The organism is Bacteroides sp. OM08-11, from assembly GCF_003438665.1.
GTDB lineage: Bacteria > Bacteroidota > Bacteroidia > Bacteroidales > Bacteroidaceae > Bacteroides > Bacteroides cutis.
In genome coordinates, this window is the sequence record NZ_QSTJ01000001.1 from 358,983 (window position 1) to 377,242 (window position 18,260).

The 18,260-nt window shown below is 45.0% G+C and carries 13 protein-coding genes; 11 read left to right on the forward strand and 2 right to left on the reverse strand.

Annotated elements, in window-relative coordinates; all coding sequences use genetic code 11:
• Positions 1-67: 67 nt before the first annotated feature.
• Genes DXC10_RS01400 through DXC10_RS01430 form a run of 7 tightly spaced genes read left to right on the forward strand, consistent with a single transcriptional unit; the run spans position 68 to position 7,531 of the window.
• A complete protein-coding gene (locus DXC10_RS01400) occupies positions 68-2,218 on the forward strand; it encodes a DPP IV N-terminal domain-containing protein (protein ID WP_117737216.1) in 2,151 nt (716 codons plus the stop codon).
• A 53-nt stretch (positions 2,219-2,271) separates the two neighbouring features.
• A complete protein-coding gene (purD, locus tag DXC10_RS01405) occupies positions 2,272-3,546 on the forward strand; it encodes a phosphoribosylamine--glycine ligase (protein ID WP_117737217.1) in 1,275 nt (424 codons plus the stop codon).
• Positions 3,547-3,572: 26 nt separating this feature from the next.
• On the forward strand, positions 3,573-4,571 hold the full coding sequence (locus DXC10_RS01410) for a hypothetical protein (protein ID WP_117737218.1): 999 nt from the start codon (positions 3,573-3,575) through the stop codon (positions 4,569-4,571).
• A complete protein-coding gene (locus tag DXC10_RS01415) occupies positions 4,556-5,032 on the forward strand; it encodes a YqaA family protein (protein WP_117737219.1) in 477 nt (158 codons plus the stop codon). Before DXC10_RS01410 ends, DXC10_RS01415 begins: the two co-directional genes overlap by 16 nt.
• A 56-nt stretch (positions 5,033-5,088) precedes the next feature.
• A complete protein-coding gene (mnmD, locus tag DXC10_RS01420) occupies positions 5,089-5,817 on the forward strand; it encodes a tRNA (5-methylaminomethyl-2-thiouridine)(34)-methyltransferase MnmD (RefSeq protein WP_117737220.1) in 729 nt (242 codons plus the stop codon).
• A 23-nt stretch (positions 5,818-5,840) separates the two neighbouring features.
• Positions 5,841-6,746, forward strand: coding sequence for a metal ABC transporter solute-binding protein, Zn/Mn family (locus DXC10_RS01425; protein ID WP_117737353.1), 906 nt, complete (start codon positions 5,841-5,843; stop codon positions 6,744-6,746).
• An 11-nt stretch (positions 6,747-6,757) separates the two neighbouring features.
• On the forward strand, positions 6,758-7,531 hold the full coding sequence (locus DXC10_RS01430; protein ID WP_101541966.1) for a metal ABC transporter ATP-binding protein: 774 nt from the start codon (positions 6,758-6,760) through the stop codon (positions 7,529-7,531).
• Between the two features lie 19 nt (positions 7,532-7,550).
• Here the strand turns inward: DXC10_RS01430 and DXC10_RS01435 are convergent, their stop codons facing one another.
• Complete coding sequence (locus DXC10_RS01435) at positions 7,551-9,083, reverse strand: sialate O-acetylesterase (RefSeq protein ID WP_101541967.1); 1,533 nt, start codon at positions 9,081-9,083, stop codon at positions 7,551-7,553.
• A 391-nt stretch (positions 9,084-9,474) separates the two neighbouring features.
• Here DXC10_RS01435 and DXC10_RS01440 point away from each other — a divergent pair, with 391 nt between their 5' ends.
• The 4 genes from DXC10_RS01440 to DXC10_RS01455 all read left to right on the forward strand — a co-directional run bounded on the left by DXC10_RS01440 (position 9,475) and on the right by DXC10_RS01455 (position 15,386).
• Positions 9,475-9,819, forward strand: coding sequence for an NVEALA domain-containing protein (locus tag DXC10_RS01440; RefSeq protein ID WP_101541968.1), 345 nt, complete (start codon positions 9,475-9,477; stop codon positions 9,817-9,819).
• On the forward strand, positions 9,816-10,955 hold the full coding sequence (locus tag DXC10_RS01445; RefSeq protein ID WP_117737221.1) for a 6-bladed beta-propeller: 1,140 nt from the start codon (positions 9,816-9,818) through the stop codon (positions 10,953-10,955). Before DXC10_RS01440 ends, DXC10_RS01445 begins: the two co-directional genes overlap by 4 nt.
• Positions 10,956-11,264: 309 nt before the next feature.
• A complete protein-coding gene (locus DXC10_RS01450; RefSeq protein WP_101541970.1) occupies positions 11,265-14,624 on the forward strand; it encodes a DUF2723 domain-containing protein in 3,360 nt (1,119 codons plus the stop codon).
• Positions 14,625-14,729: 105 nt separating this feature from the next.
• Positions 14,730-15,386 carry a polysaccharide deacetylase family protein gene (locus tag DXC10_RS01455; protein WP_101541971.1) on the forward strand — a complete coding sequence of 219 codons (657 nt, stop codon included), beginning with the start codon at positions 14,730-14,732 and terminating at the stop codon, positions 15,384-15,386.
• 232 nt (positions 15,387-15,618) lie between these two features.
• On the opposite strand, the gene DXC10_RS01460 is transcribed toward DXC10_RS01455, so the two are convergent.
• Entirely contained in the window at positions 15,619-18,258 is a 2,640-nt protein-coding gene (locus DXC10_RS01460; RefSeq protein ID WP_117737222.1) for a sugar-binding domain-containing protein, read from the reverse strand.
• Between the last annotated feature and the right edge of the window lie 2 nt (positions 18,259-18,260).

The window sequence follows — 18,260 nt, forward strand, 5'->3', positions numbered from 1 at the left end:
GAAGAAAAGAATTGAACATCTTGAAAAATACGTGTCGAAAGAGAACGAATTATAAAAGATTATAGATATGAAGGTAATCAGTAAATGGATGGGAACAGTACTATTAGCATTACCTACCCTCCTTATAACAAACGCTATGGCACAAGAACCGAATAAACCAACGCTGGAAGATCTTATTCCTGGTGGAGAAACCTATCGCATTATAGAAGACCTGTACGGTCTGCAATGGTGGGGAGACACATGTATCAAGCCCGGTATCGACTCTCTACTGGCAGTGAACCCCAGAAACGGAAAAGAGACTCTGCTTGTAACACGCGAGAAAATCAACCGGATACTGGAACGAGGAAAACTCGGTAAACTGAGCCACCTGCGCCAAGTAAGCCTCCCTTGGGCCAATACTTCCCAAGTACTCATTAACCTGCCCGGAAGTTATGTCGTCTACGACTGGAAAGCCGATAAAATCACCAGTAAACGGGAAGTCCCTAAAAAAGGTATCAACAGAGATTATCACACCACAAGCGGTAACGTGGCTTATACCATCCAGAACAATCTTTTCGTAAACGGTATAGCCGTCACCAACGAACCCGACGGCATCGTATGCGGTCAAAGCGTACACCGCAACGAATTTGGTATCAGCAAGGGTACTTACTGGAGTCCGGCAGGTAACTTGCTCGCTTTCTACCGCATGGACGAAAGCTCTGTGACCCGATATCCACTGGTAGACATCACCACGCGGGTGGGCAAACTGAACAACGTCCGCTATCCCATGGCGGGCATGACGAGCCACAAGGTGACCGTAGGTATCTACAACCCCGAAACGCAGAAAACCATCTACCTGAATGCAGGCGATCCTACCGACCGTTATTTCACCAATCTCAGTTGGGCTCCGGATGCACGTAGTCTTTATCTCATCGAACTGAACCGCGACCAGAACCATGCCCGTCTTTGCCAGTACAGTGCAGAAACAGGCGAATTAATGGCCACCCTTTTCGAAGAAACGCACCCTAAGTACGTTGAACCCCAACATCCCATTGTATTTTTACCGTGGGACAGCAACAAGTTCATCTACCAAAGCCAACGCGACGGTTTCAACCATCTCTACCTCTACGACACCAACGGCAAGCTTATCAAGCAACTGACCGAAGGTAAATGGTTAGTAAATGACCTCTTAGGATTCAACACTCAACGGAAAGAAGTCGTCTTCAATGCCATCGACGCTTTGGGGAGCGCTAATTTCGCCGTAAACGTAAACAGTGGAAAACGCAGTCTACCTTTCAGTATCAACACTACCACCGAAGGCATGCACACCGGACTGCTTAGCGCATCCGGTGCTTATATCATCGACCGTTATTCTTCACCCACCGTACCTCGCAATATCGATATCATCGATACCAAGACCTTTAAAAGTATCAACCTGTTAAGAGCCCAAAACCCCTTCGAAGGTTTCACTATGCCAAGTATCGAAACAGGTACCATCAAAGCTGCCGATGGTGTAACCAACCTCTATTATCGCCTTATCAAGCCTGCCGACTTTGACCCGAGCAAGAAATACCCTGCCATTATCTACGTGTACGGCGGTCCGCATGCCCAAATGATAAACAGTGGCTGGATGAACGCCGCGCGTGGTTGGGATATCTATATGGCCAATAAAGGTTATATCATGTTCACTCTCGACAATCGTGGAAGCAGCAACCGCGGACTGGAATTTGAGAACGCCACTTTCCGCCAACTCGGCATCGAAGAAGGCAAAGACCAGGTGAAGGGAGTAGAATTCCTGAAAAGCCAGCCTTACATAGACGGAAATCGTATCGGTGTACATGGCTGGAGTTTCGGTGGACACATGACAACGGCACTGATGCTGCGTTATCCCGAAATTTTTAAGGTAGGTGTTGCCGGAGGGCCGGTTATTGACTGGGGATACTACGAGGTAATGTATGGCGAGCGTTATATGGATACTCCGCAATCCAACCCGAAGGGCTACAAACAATGCAATTTAAATAATCTTGCCGGTAATCTGAAAGGCCATCTGCTCATCATCCATGACGACCATGACGATACTTGCGTACCGCAACATACCCTTTCATTCATGAAAGCTTGCGTAGATGCACGTACCTACCCTGACTTGTTCATTTACCCTACGCACAAACATAATGTGAAGGGACGTGACCGTGTGCATCTCCACGAAAAGATAACAAGATATTTTGAAGACTATCTGTAAAACAAACAATAAGTTATCTAATCATACAGGAATAATAAATTAAAAAAGAAGATATGAAAGTATTATTATTAGGCTCAGGCGGCCGCGAACACGCTTTGGTATGGAAAATTGCTCAAAGCCCGAAAGTTGAAAAGCTGTACATCGCTCCCGGCAATGCCGGTACGGACACTGTAGGCGAAAATGTGAATATCAAAGCGACAGACTTTCCCGCACTCAAGACTTTCGCTCTTGAACAGAATATCGGCATGATTGTCGTAGGTCCGGAAGATCCGTTGGTGCAAGGCATCTTCGATAGTTTCAAGGAAGATGATGCCACCCGCCATATTGCCGTTATAGGCCCTTCGGCAAAAGGAGCCCAACTGGAAGGCAGCAAGGAATTTGCCAAAGGATTTATGGAACGCCACCAGATACCTACCGCCCGCTATAAAAGTGTTACCTCAGAAAACCTGGATGAAGGACTCGCTTTCCTCGAAAGCCTTTCCGCCCCATACGTACTGAAAGCAGATGGCTTATGTGCCGGCAAGGGAGTACTGATTTTGCCTTCTCTGGAAGAAGCCAAAAAGGAACTGAAAGAAATGTTGGGTGGTATGTTCGGCGATGCCAGCGCCACAGTTGTCATTGAAGAATTCCTTAGCGGTATCGAATGCTCCGTATTCGTACTGACAGACAGCCAACACTACAAGGTTCTTCCGGTTGCCAAAGACTATAAACGTATCGGTGAAGGCGACAAAGGCCTCAACACAGGTGGTATGGGCAGTGTTACACCCGTACCTTTTGCCAATGATGAATTCATGGAGAAAGTACGTGTCCGCATCATTGAGCCGACTATCAACGGATTGCGTGAAGAGAATATCCTTTATAAAGGTTTCATCTTCCTCGGTCTGATTAATGTACAAGGCGAACCGATGGTCATCGAATATAACGTACGCATGGGTGATCCAGAAACAGAAAGCGTCATGCTGCGAATTCAAAGCGACATCATGGATCTTTTTGAAGGTGTCCATAAGGTAAATCTCAATACCAAAGAATTGGTACTCGACCCACGCACGGCAGCTTGTGTCATGTTGGTAAGCGGCGGATATCCCGAAGCCTACGAAAAAGGTAAAGTCATCACCGGCTTTGAACAGGCACAAGATACAGACAGCATCCTTTTCCATGCCGGAACAGCTCTGAAAGACGGGCAAATAGTAACCAACGGTGGACGCGTCATTGCAGTGTGTTCCTATGGAGACACCAAAGAAGAGGCATTGAAGAAAAGCTATAAGGTAGCCGACATGCTCGATTTCGAAAAGAAATACTTCCGTCGGGATATCGGGTTCGACCTATAGAACAAATGTACATCATTAAATCATAAATGTTAAGAAGCAGAAGATTTCAGAACCGGGTGACGGCAGGACGTTTCACACTTCCTGCCGCTATCCTGATATCAGTGACCTGCTGGATACTGAGCGCTATCTTATTGCCTGATATGGAAGTTCGTCCAAACAACTATCCATTATGGAACATGCTCTGTGACTTCTGTATCCCGGCATGGGCCAGCCGCATCTTATGTTTCATCCTATACTGTATCATCGGATATTTTCTGATTGGACTGAATAATGCATATGCCATCATACGTATGCGGGCATCAGTACAAACCGGCATATATTTCCTATTGATAGCTGTTTGTCCTAATTTACATATACTACATCCGGGTGATATAGCTACCGTTGCTTTTCTGGTTGCTATCTATTTTCTGTTCAAGAGCTATCAACAAACGAAACCTACCGGTACTCTGTTCAATTCATCTTTGTTCATCGGGATAGGAAGCCTGATATTTCCCCAACTGATGTTCTTCATTCCTGTTTTCTGGTTAGGCTCATATAGTTTTCAGTCACTTCACCCCAAAAGTTTTTTTGCTTCACTGATTGGTTGGAGTGTGCCTTACTGGTTTCTGCTGGGGTATGCCTATTTCTATGGACAGATGGAGTTGTTCTGCCAACCTTTCCGGGAACTGGTTACCTTCCAACCTATCCGTTTCGTTTTCCAGCCTTGGGAAGCGGTAACTATCGGCTACCTGCTACTGCTGTTTATAGTCAGTTCGGGACATTGTCTGGCAGCCGGATATGAGGATAAAATACGTACACGCAGCTACCTGCACTTCCTGATATTCCTGAGCTTCTGCACCTTTGTTTACATCGGTCTGCAACCGGCATTAAGTACCAGCCTGTTGCCCCTACTCTTAATCGGTATCAGTATCCTGACAGGGCATTTATTTGTATTAACGAATAGCCGGAGTTCCAATCTCTTTTTTATTTTAATGTTTACAGGATTATTCATTTTATTTGGATTTAATGTATGGACACTTTTGTAGACACTTTGATACAATTATTGATTGACTGGGGATACATCGGACTATTCATCTCTGCCTTGTTGGCAGGCAGTATTATTCCATTCAGCTCGGAATTGGTGATGATTGCGTTGGTCAAGGTAGGATTGAGTCCGGTTCTTTGCGTAATTGCCGCCACTCTGGGTAATACGGTAGGCGGCATGACCTGCTATTATATGGGACGTTTAGGCAAAGTAGATTGGATAGAGAAATATTTCAAAGTCAAAAAAGAAAAAGTGGAAAAGATGCAGCAGTTCCTACAAGGAAAAGGAGCGTTGATGGCCTTCTTCGCTTTCCTGCCTTTTGTAGGAGAAGTTATTGCCATTGCATTAGGATTTATGCGTAGTAATATCTGGCTGACCATCACCTCAATGTTTACAGGAAAACTAATACGATATGTCCTGATGTTACTGGTGTTACAAGGGATAATATCAGTAGTGATATGAAAAAAAGGTGGACAAAAAAAGGTTAAGGGCAAAAAAAGAAGTTAAGGAATTATCTGATGCAACGAATCATTGAACAGACCGAAGACGGGAGTGCAACCCTGTTTGTACCGGAACTGAATGAACATTACCATTCGGTAAAGGGAGCACATACCGAATCACAACATATCTTTATCGATATGGGGTTGGAAACCTCTTCTGTCCTTCGACCGTATATCCTCGAAATCGGCTTCGGAACGGGACTGAACGCCCTGCTCACACTGGAAACAGCCGAAAAGGAAAAACGACACATCCACTATACCGGCATCGAGCTATACCCGCTTTCCTGGGAAGAAGTAGAGATCCTGAAATACAGTGAAAACCCCTTGTTCAAGACATTGCATACCGCACCATGGGAAGAAGATGTGAACATTACTCCTTACTTCACGTTACGGAAAGTACAAGAAGACGCGAATACAGTGATCAGCGATAAGTCATCGGTTACAAATAACGTATCACCGGCGGCTTATCATTCATCATTCATCACTAATCGTTTTTTCGACGTTGTTTACTTCGATGCTTTCGCCCCCGAAAAGCAACCGGAAATGTGGAGCGAAGAACTTTTCCGGAAAATATACGCCTGCATGAACCAGAATGGAATTCTTACCACCTATTGCGCCAAAGGTGTCATCCGGCGCTTATTACAAAGTATCGGTTTTAAGGTGGAACGACTCCCAGGCCCTCCGGGTGGTAAACGGGAAATACTGCGTGCCACCAAAACGACAGATATAGAAAAGAATGAAAAATGAAGAATATACAAAATACAAATATAATGAAGAAATTATACTTTCTACTCCTGATAGGTTTACTGGCAGTTTCCTGCAAAACGGGAAACAACAAGAATAACGACAGTAAAAACGGGAAACCGATTATTACCGTCACCATCGAACCACTGCGTTATCTCACCGAAGCAATAGCCGGCAACCAATTCTCGGTTGTCAGCATGGTACCCAAAGGCATGAGTCCCGAAACATACGACCCTACTCCCCAGCAACTCATCGACCTTGCCCAAAGTAAGGCCTATTTCCGTATCGGTTATATCGGTTTTGAACAGACCTGGACAGACAAACTGACCGATAATGCGCCTCATCTGCAATTCTTCGATATGTCCGAAGGCATAGGCCTCATTTACGACGACGCCCATTCTCATCATCAGGAAAACGGAGCGGATGAAGGCCATCACCACGCCGGTGGAGTAGAACCTCATATCTGGAACTCTACTGTAAATGCCCAGATTATTGCCGGGAACATATTAAAGGCATTGTGTTCTTTGGACAAGACGAACGATAGTATTTATGTGGGACGCTATAAAGCACTCTGCCAACAAATAGAGCAGACAGACAGTCTCATCAGACAGACACTGGCAACACCCGGTTCAGACCACGCTTTCATGATTTATCATCCCGCACTTTCGTACTTCGCCCGTGACTACGGCTTGCACCAAATTCCCATCGAAGCAGGAGGTAAAGAACCGTCGCCCGCCCATCTGAAAGCATTAATGAATACTTGCAAGAACGAAAAGGTGCGCGTTATCTTCGTACAACCGGAGTTTGACCGCCGTAATGCGGAAATCATCGCCAAACAAACCGGAACTAAAGTGGTTGATATCAATCCCCTTGCATACGATTGGGAAACGGAAATGCTGAATACAGCCCGAGCTTTGACAAACGTTGAATAATCTCCTCCTATATGACTCCTATCATTGAAATAAAAGACCTCAGTGCCGGCTATGACGGACGCACCGTGCTCCGCAATGTAAACCTGACTGTTTATGACCGTGATTTTCTGGGCATTATCGGTCCTAACGGTGGCGGCAAAACCACTCTCATCAAATGTATCCTCGGATTACTGAGACCCATTACAGGCGAGATTATCTATCATGCCGCAAGCTCTCGGTCTTCAAATTCCAGTTCTCAAACCACCATGGGTTATCTTCCTCAATATAATAGTATTGACCGTAAATTTCCCATCACTGTCGAGGAAGTTATATTATCCGGGCTAAGCAGCAAAAAGTCCCTCATATCCCGTTTCACTACCGAGCATAGGGAGAAAGCCCGTCAAGTAATCGCCCGCATGGGATTGGAAGGTTTCGAAGAACGCGCCATCGGTGCCCTGAGTGGAGGGCAATTGCAACGTGCTCTTTTGGGTCGTGCCATTATCTCCGACCCGCAAGTTGTCATCCTCGATGAACCGAGCACATATATAGACAAACGTTTTGAAGCCCGCCTGTACCAACTACTGGCAGAAATCAACAAAGATTGCGCCATTATCCTCGTCAGCCATGACATCGGTACAGTGCTACAACAAGTAAAATCCATTGCCTGTGTCAACGAGACGCTGGATTATCATCCCGACACCGGTATCTCCGGAGAATGGCTGGAACGTAACTTCAACTGCCCCATCGAACTGCTGGGACACGGCACATTGCCACATAGGATATTAGGAGAGCATCATCATCACTAAATCTCGAATTCCCGCCCCATTACCAGTTGTCTGTACGGAAAGGAACCAACGGCAACTCGTTTCCCCCAATCAGTGTACCCGGCTGGAAATCGCGGAAACAATAGCGTACGGCTACCGGAACAGTTACTTTCTCCGAAGAGACCACCACTTCGTTGGTCTGCCAATGTAACCACACCTTGTCGGCAGGATAAAATACCCGGTCTTCGCCCGCCACCTCGAAACCACGGATATCATAGTTACGGCAAATGCCCATATCCAAATGGTCAAGAACTATCCAGGCCTCGTTCTTCTTTACCGTCCACGATTTATATTGCGGGCCGAAGCAACATACCTGCTTCATGCCATACGTCTGGTTCAACGCCAGATAGCTGAGGCGATGCCCCACCCCTTTCTTGTTGCCCGGATGGATATTATACCGTTCGTAAGGCTCCACCAAGTTATTGGTAGAAATCATGGCACTGTTCGGAATTAGCCTTTGGGCACGGAACTGCGCTTCACGCAAGCGGGCACCGTTCGCCGCATCACCGCTATCGTAATCGTATGGAGCAATTTCAACGAAGTAAAAAGGTATCTCGCCCAGTTGCATCTCCTCCCGCCAGTGCGCCACCATTTCAGAAAGCCGCTGTGCGTATGTCCTGTGCCGTCCCACGTTAGAGCACCCTTGATACCAGATAATTCCCTTCACCGTATAGTTTTTGACAGGATTGAACATGGCATTATAAGTCAACATAGGGCGTTCATAATCAGGTTGGATACGGCTGATTGCCGCACTGTCGATATCTATATCGGAATAATTGCGAAGGATATCGCGCGGCAACCAACTCTCTACCCGGGTACCCCCATACGAACAATTGACGATACCCACCGGCAGATGCATCGCCCGGCTCAGATTAGCGGCAAAGTAAAAAGCGGTGGCACTGAACTCCATCACGTCCGTAAAGTTCTGCGTCGTCATCCAGCTACCTCCACAAGTCTCCTGAACGGTATAACTTTGGCGCATAGGCACATTAAACATACGCACACCTTTCATGTCTGCGGCAGCAATGGCATCATCCAACCCGTTTTTCACACAACACCCCGCAAAACCTTTCAACGGCATCTGCATGTTGCTCTGTCCGCTCGCCAGCCACACCTCACCGATCAGGATATTCTTCAGAACGACCGTTTCACTTTCGGGCTGTTCCCGCTTTGCGGAAAACTGCTTCTTCTTCACCGAAAGCTTTTTATTTTTCGAAAAAGAATTGTCTTGTTTTGCGGAAGGCTCTTCCGTCCGTCCTTCTTCAAATGTAATTTCATAGGGAGTATATCCCCCGGCAGGTGTCTTCAGTTTCAGCATCCACTTCCCGCTTCCGTCCACACGGCAGGTGGCGGCCTTTCCGTCCCATGACGGCGTGACTTTTACTTCTGCCCCGGGAGTAGCTTCTCCCCAGAGTCTCACCTCCGTCTGCTGTTGCAACATCATATTGTCACCAATCAGTGCCGGCAACTTTACCTTCGCCGACAAGGATGCGGCGCAAACCAAAAGAATTAAGGTCAATACTTTGCTTTTCATTGTATATTCATCTATTCACAGAAGCAAAAGTAGGGCTTTTTTTATTCATACACTTCCTCTTTATATGCAAAAACTGATGCTTTTATATCAAATCTCCTATGAAATTATATATAGATATATAATCTGCCTTGTTCTATCGCATCCACAGATTGGCTCTGTTTCTATCATATTATCTTTCACTGGGATATTTATTTTACTGGATATAAAGAATCTATTCAACAAAAGGACAGAATAGCTTTTAAAGCCAAAAAACGTGAGCAAAAACAAGACTTTTTTGCTTATATTCTATGAAAGCAAGTTGCCAAATATCATAATTGACTGGATAATATTTCAAAACACAGACTTTTTCCATATCTTTACAGATAATATTAATCTTAAATATATAGTAACAATGAAAAACAAAAAAATTATTAGCTTTTTTACCTTACTATTTGTAGGTGTAGTTTTCTGTAGTGTATACTTTTCCATAGGAATGAAAAAGCAAGAGTTAAGTAATATCATGTTAGCCAATATTGAAGCGCTAGGTGAAAAAGAATACGACTATGAAAATGGTTCTGCCCAAAAGGTTATTAACACATACGATTCAGACCCATCTTATACAATAAGTCCTGATGGAGAAAAAATTATAGAAAATATAATTGTATGTACAGAAACAACTTGTCATGGTTCAGGCATTATAGAATGTGAATATGATTTCAACATGGATCTTGCAACAAGGATATTAGACCCACAATGAAAAACGCAATCGAGACTTTAATATTAACTGGTCTGTTAGTCCTTGGAGCCGGATGTACCACATCCCAATACGGAAATGAGCCAACAATAGCTTTGCAAGTAAACGGGAAATCAATAGAAGATACCACCTTCTTATATGCACCGCGTACCATCTGTTTAGAAACCTGCGATGAAGCATTAATTGCCCGGGTTGACAAAGTGATTGAGTGGAACCAGACACTATACATTCTTGATAAAAGAAGAAAACAAGTAGTTGTTTTTGATACAGACGGCAAGCATAAATATACGCTTCGTCGAGTTGGAGGTGGCCAAGGGGAATATGGTTCCATTATTGATGCATCCATCGATAAAAAGAAGAATGAACTGGTACTGCTGACAGACCCATCGGCTCTACTCCGATTTGACAGTCAGGGCAATTTCATCAATAGCCAAAAGTTACCCGCCTATTACAATTCCATTGTGATTGACAACAATTATACTTACTTGGAGAATGACACTTATGCCAATAATCATCCGGCAGAATATTCAATAACCATTCTGCACGACGGCCATAGAACTGAAATATTGGAGCCATTGAAAGAATTGGCTCCATATTGTTTCATCGGAGGACACCAATTGAGGGGTTCATCCCCGACTATGTTTACAAGAAAGTTCGACCGGACAATCTATAAAATAACACAGGAAGAGATTAATCCTCTCTATCATATTGATTTTGCAAAAGAAACATTTCCCGAAGAGGCCAAGGATAAAGTGTATGATTGCAGGGAGCTGAATAATTACGCCATCAAGAACAGATTGGTATATTTGATGACGGATGTCATCAATGCACGAAAAAACCTGGTATTCAAGACTAATTTACCCGGCAATATATACATATTGTCCAAAACAGACAGCATACTGTCAGAATACAATGTCGTATATAATTCTGAATACAAACTTCCTCTGCCCAAATATACACCGATAACGGGAGAAGAAGAGGCTATATGCTTTATTGTACCCGCTTCTTCCTTAATAAACCTAAGAACTCTTGCGGGTAAAAATCCTCATGCAAAAGTCATATCTCCAGAGCTTGCCCAACTCCTTGACAATATGAAAGAAGAGGGCAATCCTATCATCTTCCGTTATAAACTCAAGTAAAAGATAAACACTCTGAATATTGGTTTCTAAAAAGCGGAAAACGCGAATAAAAACAAAAAGCAGATATTCCCGCACCTGAGAAATTCCCTTAACCTATCCTAATAATCTGCCTTATTACCATTTATTTAGTACATTATTCATTATCTTTGCAACCGTGCGAGGAAACTATAGATGCCTCCTGAGGGAACTATAGATCTGTCGCGAGGGACATAAAGATCTGTCGTGAGGGATATAAAGACCTGTCACGAGGGAACTATAGCTCCCTCGAAGTGAATTTGAATAACTGAAATTATAACGTATTTCATCCGAATGAAACAGTACAAAACCGTAAACAACCTGATGGGTTGGATTACATTTTTGATTGCGGCAACGGTTTATTGCCTTACTATCGAACCGACTGCAAGTTTTTGGGACTGCCCGGAGTTTATCACCACCGGCTATAAGCTGGAAGTAGGCCACCCGCCCGGCGCACCGTTCTTCATGCTCGTAGCAAATCTCTTTTCACAGTTTGCATCCGATGCAACCACCGTTGCCAAGATGGTGAACTATATGAGCGCATTGATGAGTGGCGCTTGTATCTTGTTCCTGTTCTGGAGTATCACGCACCTGGTGCGTAAACTGGTTGTTACGGACGAAAACAACATCAGCAAAGGCCAACTTATCACGATCATGGGTAGTGGTCTGGTCGGCGCGCTGGCTTATACTTTCAGCGACACATTCTGGTTCAGCGCGGTAGAAGGTGAAGTTTACGCTTTCTCCTCACTGTTCACAGCCGTCGTATTCTGGTTGATCTTGAAGTGGGAAGACGTGGCCGACGAACCCCATAGCGACCGCTGGCTCATCCTGATTGCCTACCTCACCGGACTGAGTATCGGCGTACATTTGCTGAACTTGCTCTGCTTGCCCGCCATCGTGCTGGTATATTATTATAAAAAAGTGCCTAATGCCAACGCCAAAGGCTCTCTGCTGGCACTGGTAGCATCTATGGTACTGGTTGCCGCCGTGCTCTACGGTATCGTTCCCGGAATTGTAAAAGTGGGAGGTTGGTTCGAACTGTTATTTGTCAACACGTTGGGAATGTCCTTCAACAGCGGTGTAATGGTTTACATCATTCTGTTGGCCATTTCTCTCATCTGGGGTGTATACGAAAGTTACACCGAGAAGAGCAAGGCACGCATGGCACTTTCGTTCATACTTACCATAGCCATGCTGGGTATTCCTTTCTACGGTCACGGAACAAGTTCCGTAGTAATCGGCATTATCGTTATCCTCGCGTTGTGGGGATATCTCAGACCGGGTACGCAGGCCAAAATCAAGGAGAAATTCCGCGTGTCGGCACGCACGCTGAACACTTCGTTGCTCTGTACCATGCTGATTGTCATCGGATATTCATCCTACGCACTGATCGTTATCCGTTCTACCGCGAATACGCCGATGGACCAGAACTCTCCCGAAGATATCTTCACACTGGGCGAATATTTGGGTCGTGAGCAATATGGTACACGCCCGTTATTCTACGGCCCCGCATTTACCTCACAGGTGGCTTTGGATGTGAAAGACGGTTATTGCGAACCCCGCATATCTTATAACGGCACGAAGTTCATCCGTAAGGAAAAGGCAACTCCCGACGAAAAGGACAGCTATATTGAGATACCCGGACGCATTGAGTATGAATACGCGCAAAACATGCTTTTCCCACGTATGTACAGCAGTGCGCACGCCAACCAGTATCATGCCTGGCAAGACATCAAAGGAACGGATATCCCCTACGATAAATGCGGGCAGATGATCATGGTAAACATGCCTACACAGTGGGAAAATATCAAATTCTTCTTCTCTTACCAGCTCAACTGGATGTACTGGCGTTACTTTATGTGGAACTTTGCCGGACGTCAGAATGACTTGCAGGGAAGCGGTGAAATTGAGCATGGCAACTGGATAACGGGTATCAAATTCATTGACAACTGGCTGGTTGGCGACCAGGAATTATTACCGCAGGAGCTGAAGGACAACAAGGGTCACAATGTATTCTATTGCCTGCCTTTGCTGCTCGGTATCATCGGCTTGTTGTGGCAGGCTTATCGTGGTCCTAAGGGCATCCAGCAATTCTGGGTCGTATTCTTCCTGTTCTTCATGACGGGTATCGCCATCGTGCTCTACCTGAACCAGACTCCAAGCCAACCGCGCGAACGCGACTATGCGTATGCGGGTTCGTTCTATGCCTTTGCCATTTGGATCGGTATGGGTGTGGCAGGCATCATCCGCCTTTTACAGAACTACGCAAAGATGAAAGAATTGCCTGCGGCTACCATCGTATCTGTAGTCTGTCTCTTCGTACCTATCCAGATGGCAAGCCAGACTTGGGACGACCATGACCGCAGCGACCGCTATGTGGCACGCGATTTCGGCCAGAACTATCTGGCAACATTGCAGGAAAGCGGAAACCCGATTATCTATACCAACGGTGATAACGATACATTCCCCTTGTGGTATAATCAGGAGACAGAAGGCTTCCGTACCGATGCACGTACCTGCAATCTCAGCTATTTACAGACTGACTGGTACATCGACCAGATGAAACGTCCCGCTTACCATTCTCCTTCATTGCCCATCACCTGGGACCGTATGGAATATGTGGAAGGAACCAATGAATATGTTCCTGTACGTCCCGAATACAAGAAGAGTATCGATGCCCTCTATGCGGAAGCGGAAAAACAGGCGCTGAACGGTAATCCCGAATCTTTGATAAACGTAAAGAAAGAGTTCGGTGACAATCCATACGAGTTGAAGAATATCCTGAAATACTGGGTACGCGGCAAGAACGCGGACTTAAAGGTGATACCCACCGACAGTATCGTGATAAAGGTGGATAAAGAAGCCGTACGCCGTAGTGGAATGTTGATACCGGGAGATTCTATCCCCGACTATATGCACATCAAACTGGCCGATCCTAATGGCAACACCAAACGTGCCCTCTACAAGAGCGAACTGATGATGCTGGAAATGCTGGCAGAAGCCAACTGGGAACGCCCTATCTACATTGCGGTCACCGTAGGTGCCGAGAACCAGTTGGGTATGGCCAACCACTTTATCCAGGAAGGTCTGGCTTATCGTTTCACTCCGTTCGACACGGACAAGACGGGAGTGAAGATAGACAGCGAAAAGATGTACGACAACCTGATGAACAAGTTCAAGTTCGGCGGTATCGATAAACCGGGCATCTATATTGATGAAAATACAATGCGTATGTGCCACTCACATCGCCGTATCTTCTCACAGCTTATACAGCAATTGATGCGTGAAGGTAAAAAAGAAAAAGCCAAAGCCGCGTTGGACTATGCCGAGAAAATGATTCCGGCCTATAATGTAGCGTATGACTGGCAGAATGGCGCCGTACAGATGGCGGAAGCCTACTACCAGTTGGGCGATACGGCAAAAGCCGACGAAATGATGAAAGCTCTCGCCAATAAGGCTGTGGAATACCTCACTTGGTATCTGAGCCTGGACGACAAGCGTTTTGCCATCTCTACGCGCGAATTTGAATATCATTGGGCTGTACTTGATGCAGAAGTGAAGATGATGAAGAAATATAATTCCAAACTTGCGGAGATCTATGAGCCTAAAGTGGAAGAATTATATAACTTATACGTAGATCGGATAAAACAGTAGATATTTCCCGCCTCCAATGAGAAAGAGAGAAATATGCTCCTGATATATAAAGTAAAACCATCCCCCTTCCCCTAAAGGGAAAGGGGGATCAAAATTGTTAACCACGTGTTTATAGAACAACCGCCGGAGTTTTTTCGCAAGCTATATCCCAGCGCCCTCTGGAGAATGGATCCGAACGAGAAAGCCGTTTATCTGACTTTCGACGATGGACCTATTCCTGAAGTAACGCCCTGGGTACTCGATTTACTTGATAAACATGGCATAAAAGCCACCTTCTTCATGGTAGGCGACAATATACGTAAGCATCCCGATGAATTTCGGATGGTTGTGGAGCGAGGACATCGTATCGGCAACCACACATTCAATCATATCCGGGGATTTGAATATACCGCCAAAAATTATTTAGGAAACACAGAGCAAGCGAAAATCTTTATGGAAATGGGTGGAGATATCAACTGTAATGTGGAAAAGGTTCTTTATCCGTTATTGTTCCGTCCTCCTCACGGACACATGTTTGCAGGACAATACATGAAACTGAAACGCCATTTTAAAATAGTGATGTGGGATTTGGTGACCCGTGATTACAGTAAGAAGCTCCGGGGGCCACAAGTGCTTGCAAATGTGATGAGGTATGCACGTAATGGATCTATCATTACCTTTCATGACTCGCTGAAGTCTTGGTGCAACGGAAACCTGCAATACGCACTACCCCGCGCGATAGAGTTTTTGAAAGAGGAAGGATATGAATTTAAATTACTGTAAACAGAAAAATGCTTTATATATGAAACCTGCTTGAATTTTCTTCAACAATAATTTATAGCTGGCATTTTGATCATCCAACAGTTTTAGGAGACTTGTAATCCCTTATTATCATTTTTAGTTAGAGCAGCCTCACTTATTGAGGTTGCTCCAACTATACTAATCAAACCAATTCAACTACAATCTTTCAGTTTTTTCCTTTTTATTTTTCATACTATTTTTATTCCCAATATTGTCAATCATTGATTCCCACTCCAAATTGCGTTTGCTGTTTTTCCACCTCTTTTACTTTCAGTCGGTTTAGTTCTTTCCGCAAACGTGCATTTTCCTTTTCCAATTCATTGAGGGATATATTCTGTATTATTGACTGTTTCCGCTCACCTGTATCATCCATTTCATCCATATCATAAATCTGGCGCAAACCAGTCGGTACACTTTCAAATTCCAGTACTCCCTCCAGCGGACGTACTTGTCCGGGTACCTCCAATGCTGCTGTAACCCTAATCTTTCCTGCACAGCCGGTTGATTGTATCAAAACCGGAGCAGACCCCCATACCACCGGCATTGGATTCACACCAACTACCGCATCGCCCACCAAACGACCTTCACCTTCCACTGTAAAACGGATAATGGAATTGTTCAGACGTTTCACGGTACCACGTTTATCCACTACCTCAGCTATTATAGTTACCACATCCGAACCATCGGCTTTCAACCCCATTCCTTCATCATCAATGCGTAGTCTAATATGATCGGCTTGTCCCGAAGGATACCGCTTGTGAGTCGTCACAACCTTACCGTTCATCAATCCTTCAGCCAACAGATAAGCTTCATTTTGTTTTCCTGCACGTGCTTTAGCTTTCCATTCCATAAAACGGAAAACATCAGTAAACCGAATGATCGGTGAAGGCATTCCTTCATGCTTCAAATCTTTCTTGTAAGTGTAACGCTGACCATCCTTAAAAACCGTCAAACGTACTTCTTCACAATTGGAATAAACCGTGATGTCCTTTGGTGAAAAAGGTGTCAGCTCATGAGCGATATAGACCATCGGTCCGTTATCAGCCAACAAATCACTTCTTTCTGCTTCACGCTGTGACATAAACATGTAATAAGAAGTTTTGGGTTGGCGGAAAGCATCCATAATACCACCATAGAACGGATCGGCATGGTAGCCTCGCTGATGGTCGAACGAGTGCCAGAAACAGGCACCCACTATCTGGGATGGCTTCTGACAAATGGTTTCATAACACAAGCAAGGATAATCAGGATTAGCATAATGTTCCGCTTGCATCAGCATCGGCACTTCTCCCCATCCACGTGCCACACGGCTATCGGAATTCTGGGCATTCCAGTCGTCAACATTGTCTCCCCATTCGCGTATGAAGTAGGTCTTGTCACTACGAAGTTCGGACTCTATCGGACGCAACAGCAAATCATAATAATGATCACCGGCAGCTCCATGATCGCAAGCAGCTATGCTGTAAGGATACGGATACTCTTCTTCGCAAATCTCCAACGCACGTTTGGCAAACGTTTCCGGATAGTGCGTTTCATTTAGAATCGGTTCCCAAAAGAACAATGAAGCATGGTTACGGTGGATACGTATCATATTGCGTATGTCCGAATAGACACGCTCACCAAAGACCGGCTCATCACTCCAAAATTGCCATCCCGGTGTTTCGACCAAGGCAAACAACCCCAATTCGTCGCAGGCATCCATGAAGGCAGGGTCTATCACATAGTGGGTACGGATAACCTTCATACCTGCATCGCGCAGTTTTTTGGCATCCCTCCATTGTAACGAGTTAGGGACTGCATTACCCAATACAGCAAAGTCCTGATGCCGGTTGGTTCCCATAATCTTTCCTTTATAAGGTTTTCCGTTCAACCACAATCCTTCCGTTTTCTTAAATTCAATGCTCCGTATGCCGATACGCTGCCTATACCCGTCCAAAATACGTCCCGAAGCGTTCTTGATACAAATATCCAAATGATATAGATAAGGAGATTCCGGAGACCATAAAAAAGGCGAATCCACTGTCATAGCAGCCGTTACATACCTGGCCTTACCGTTCATAACCGTCAAATTCTTTTCAACCTCTTTCACAACCTCTCCCTGAGGAGTCTTCAAAGAAAAACAGACGGCCATACGGCTGTTGTTTCCCGAAACATTACGGATATGGGCTTTCAAGTTTACCGTTGCCCGCACATCAGATACCTTATCATATGAGACAAACAATCCTCCCGCCTCTTCTTTTTCATAATTGGCATTCGTTATGAAAATATTGTTATGAGCCACCAGCCAACAATCCCTGTAAATACCTCCAAAATAAGTAAAATCCAGCAAGCTCTGCTCTTTTCCTACCGGATAAGTCGGATCATCGCTGTTGTCAGCCTTAACGGCTATCACATTGTCAACACCGAATTTCAACAAGTCACTTACCTCCAATATGACGGGCAGATAACCTCCATAATGTTTTTTCACGAGATTACCATTCACATATACTTCACTCTTGCCCATGATACCTTCAAAATGGACAAACATTTTCTTACCTTTCAGACTGTCGGCCGGAGTAAAATGCTTTCTGTACCATGCCACTCCCTGATAATTGGCACCACCACTGGCTTCAACAGGCAAATATTCCAAACCATGGGGAATCGAAACTACTTCCCAATCTGTGTCATCATAATCCAACACATAAGGCGCCCCATCTACATCCCCCTTCCAAAACCTCCACGCCTGATTCAAGGAATATACTTCACGCCCCATATTCGGCAATTCATAAAAACCAGCTGTCGAAAAACGAAAATCATCAGCATATCCGCATAAAACGATCAGCACACAGATAATTAATAAACCTATTTTCTTCATGA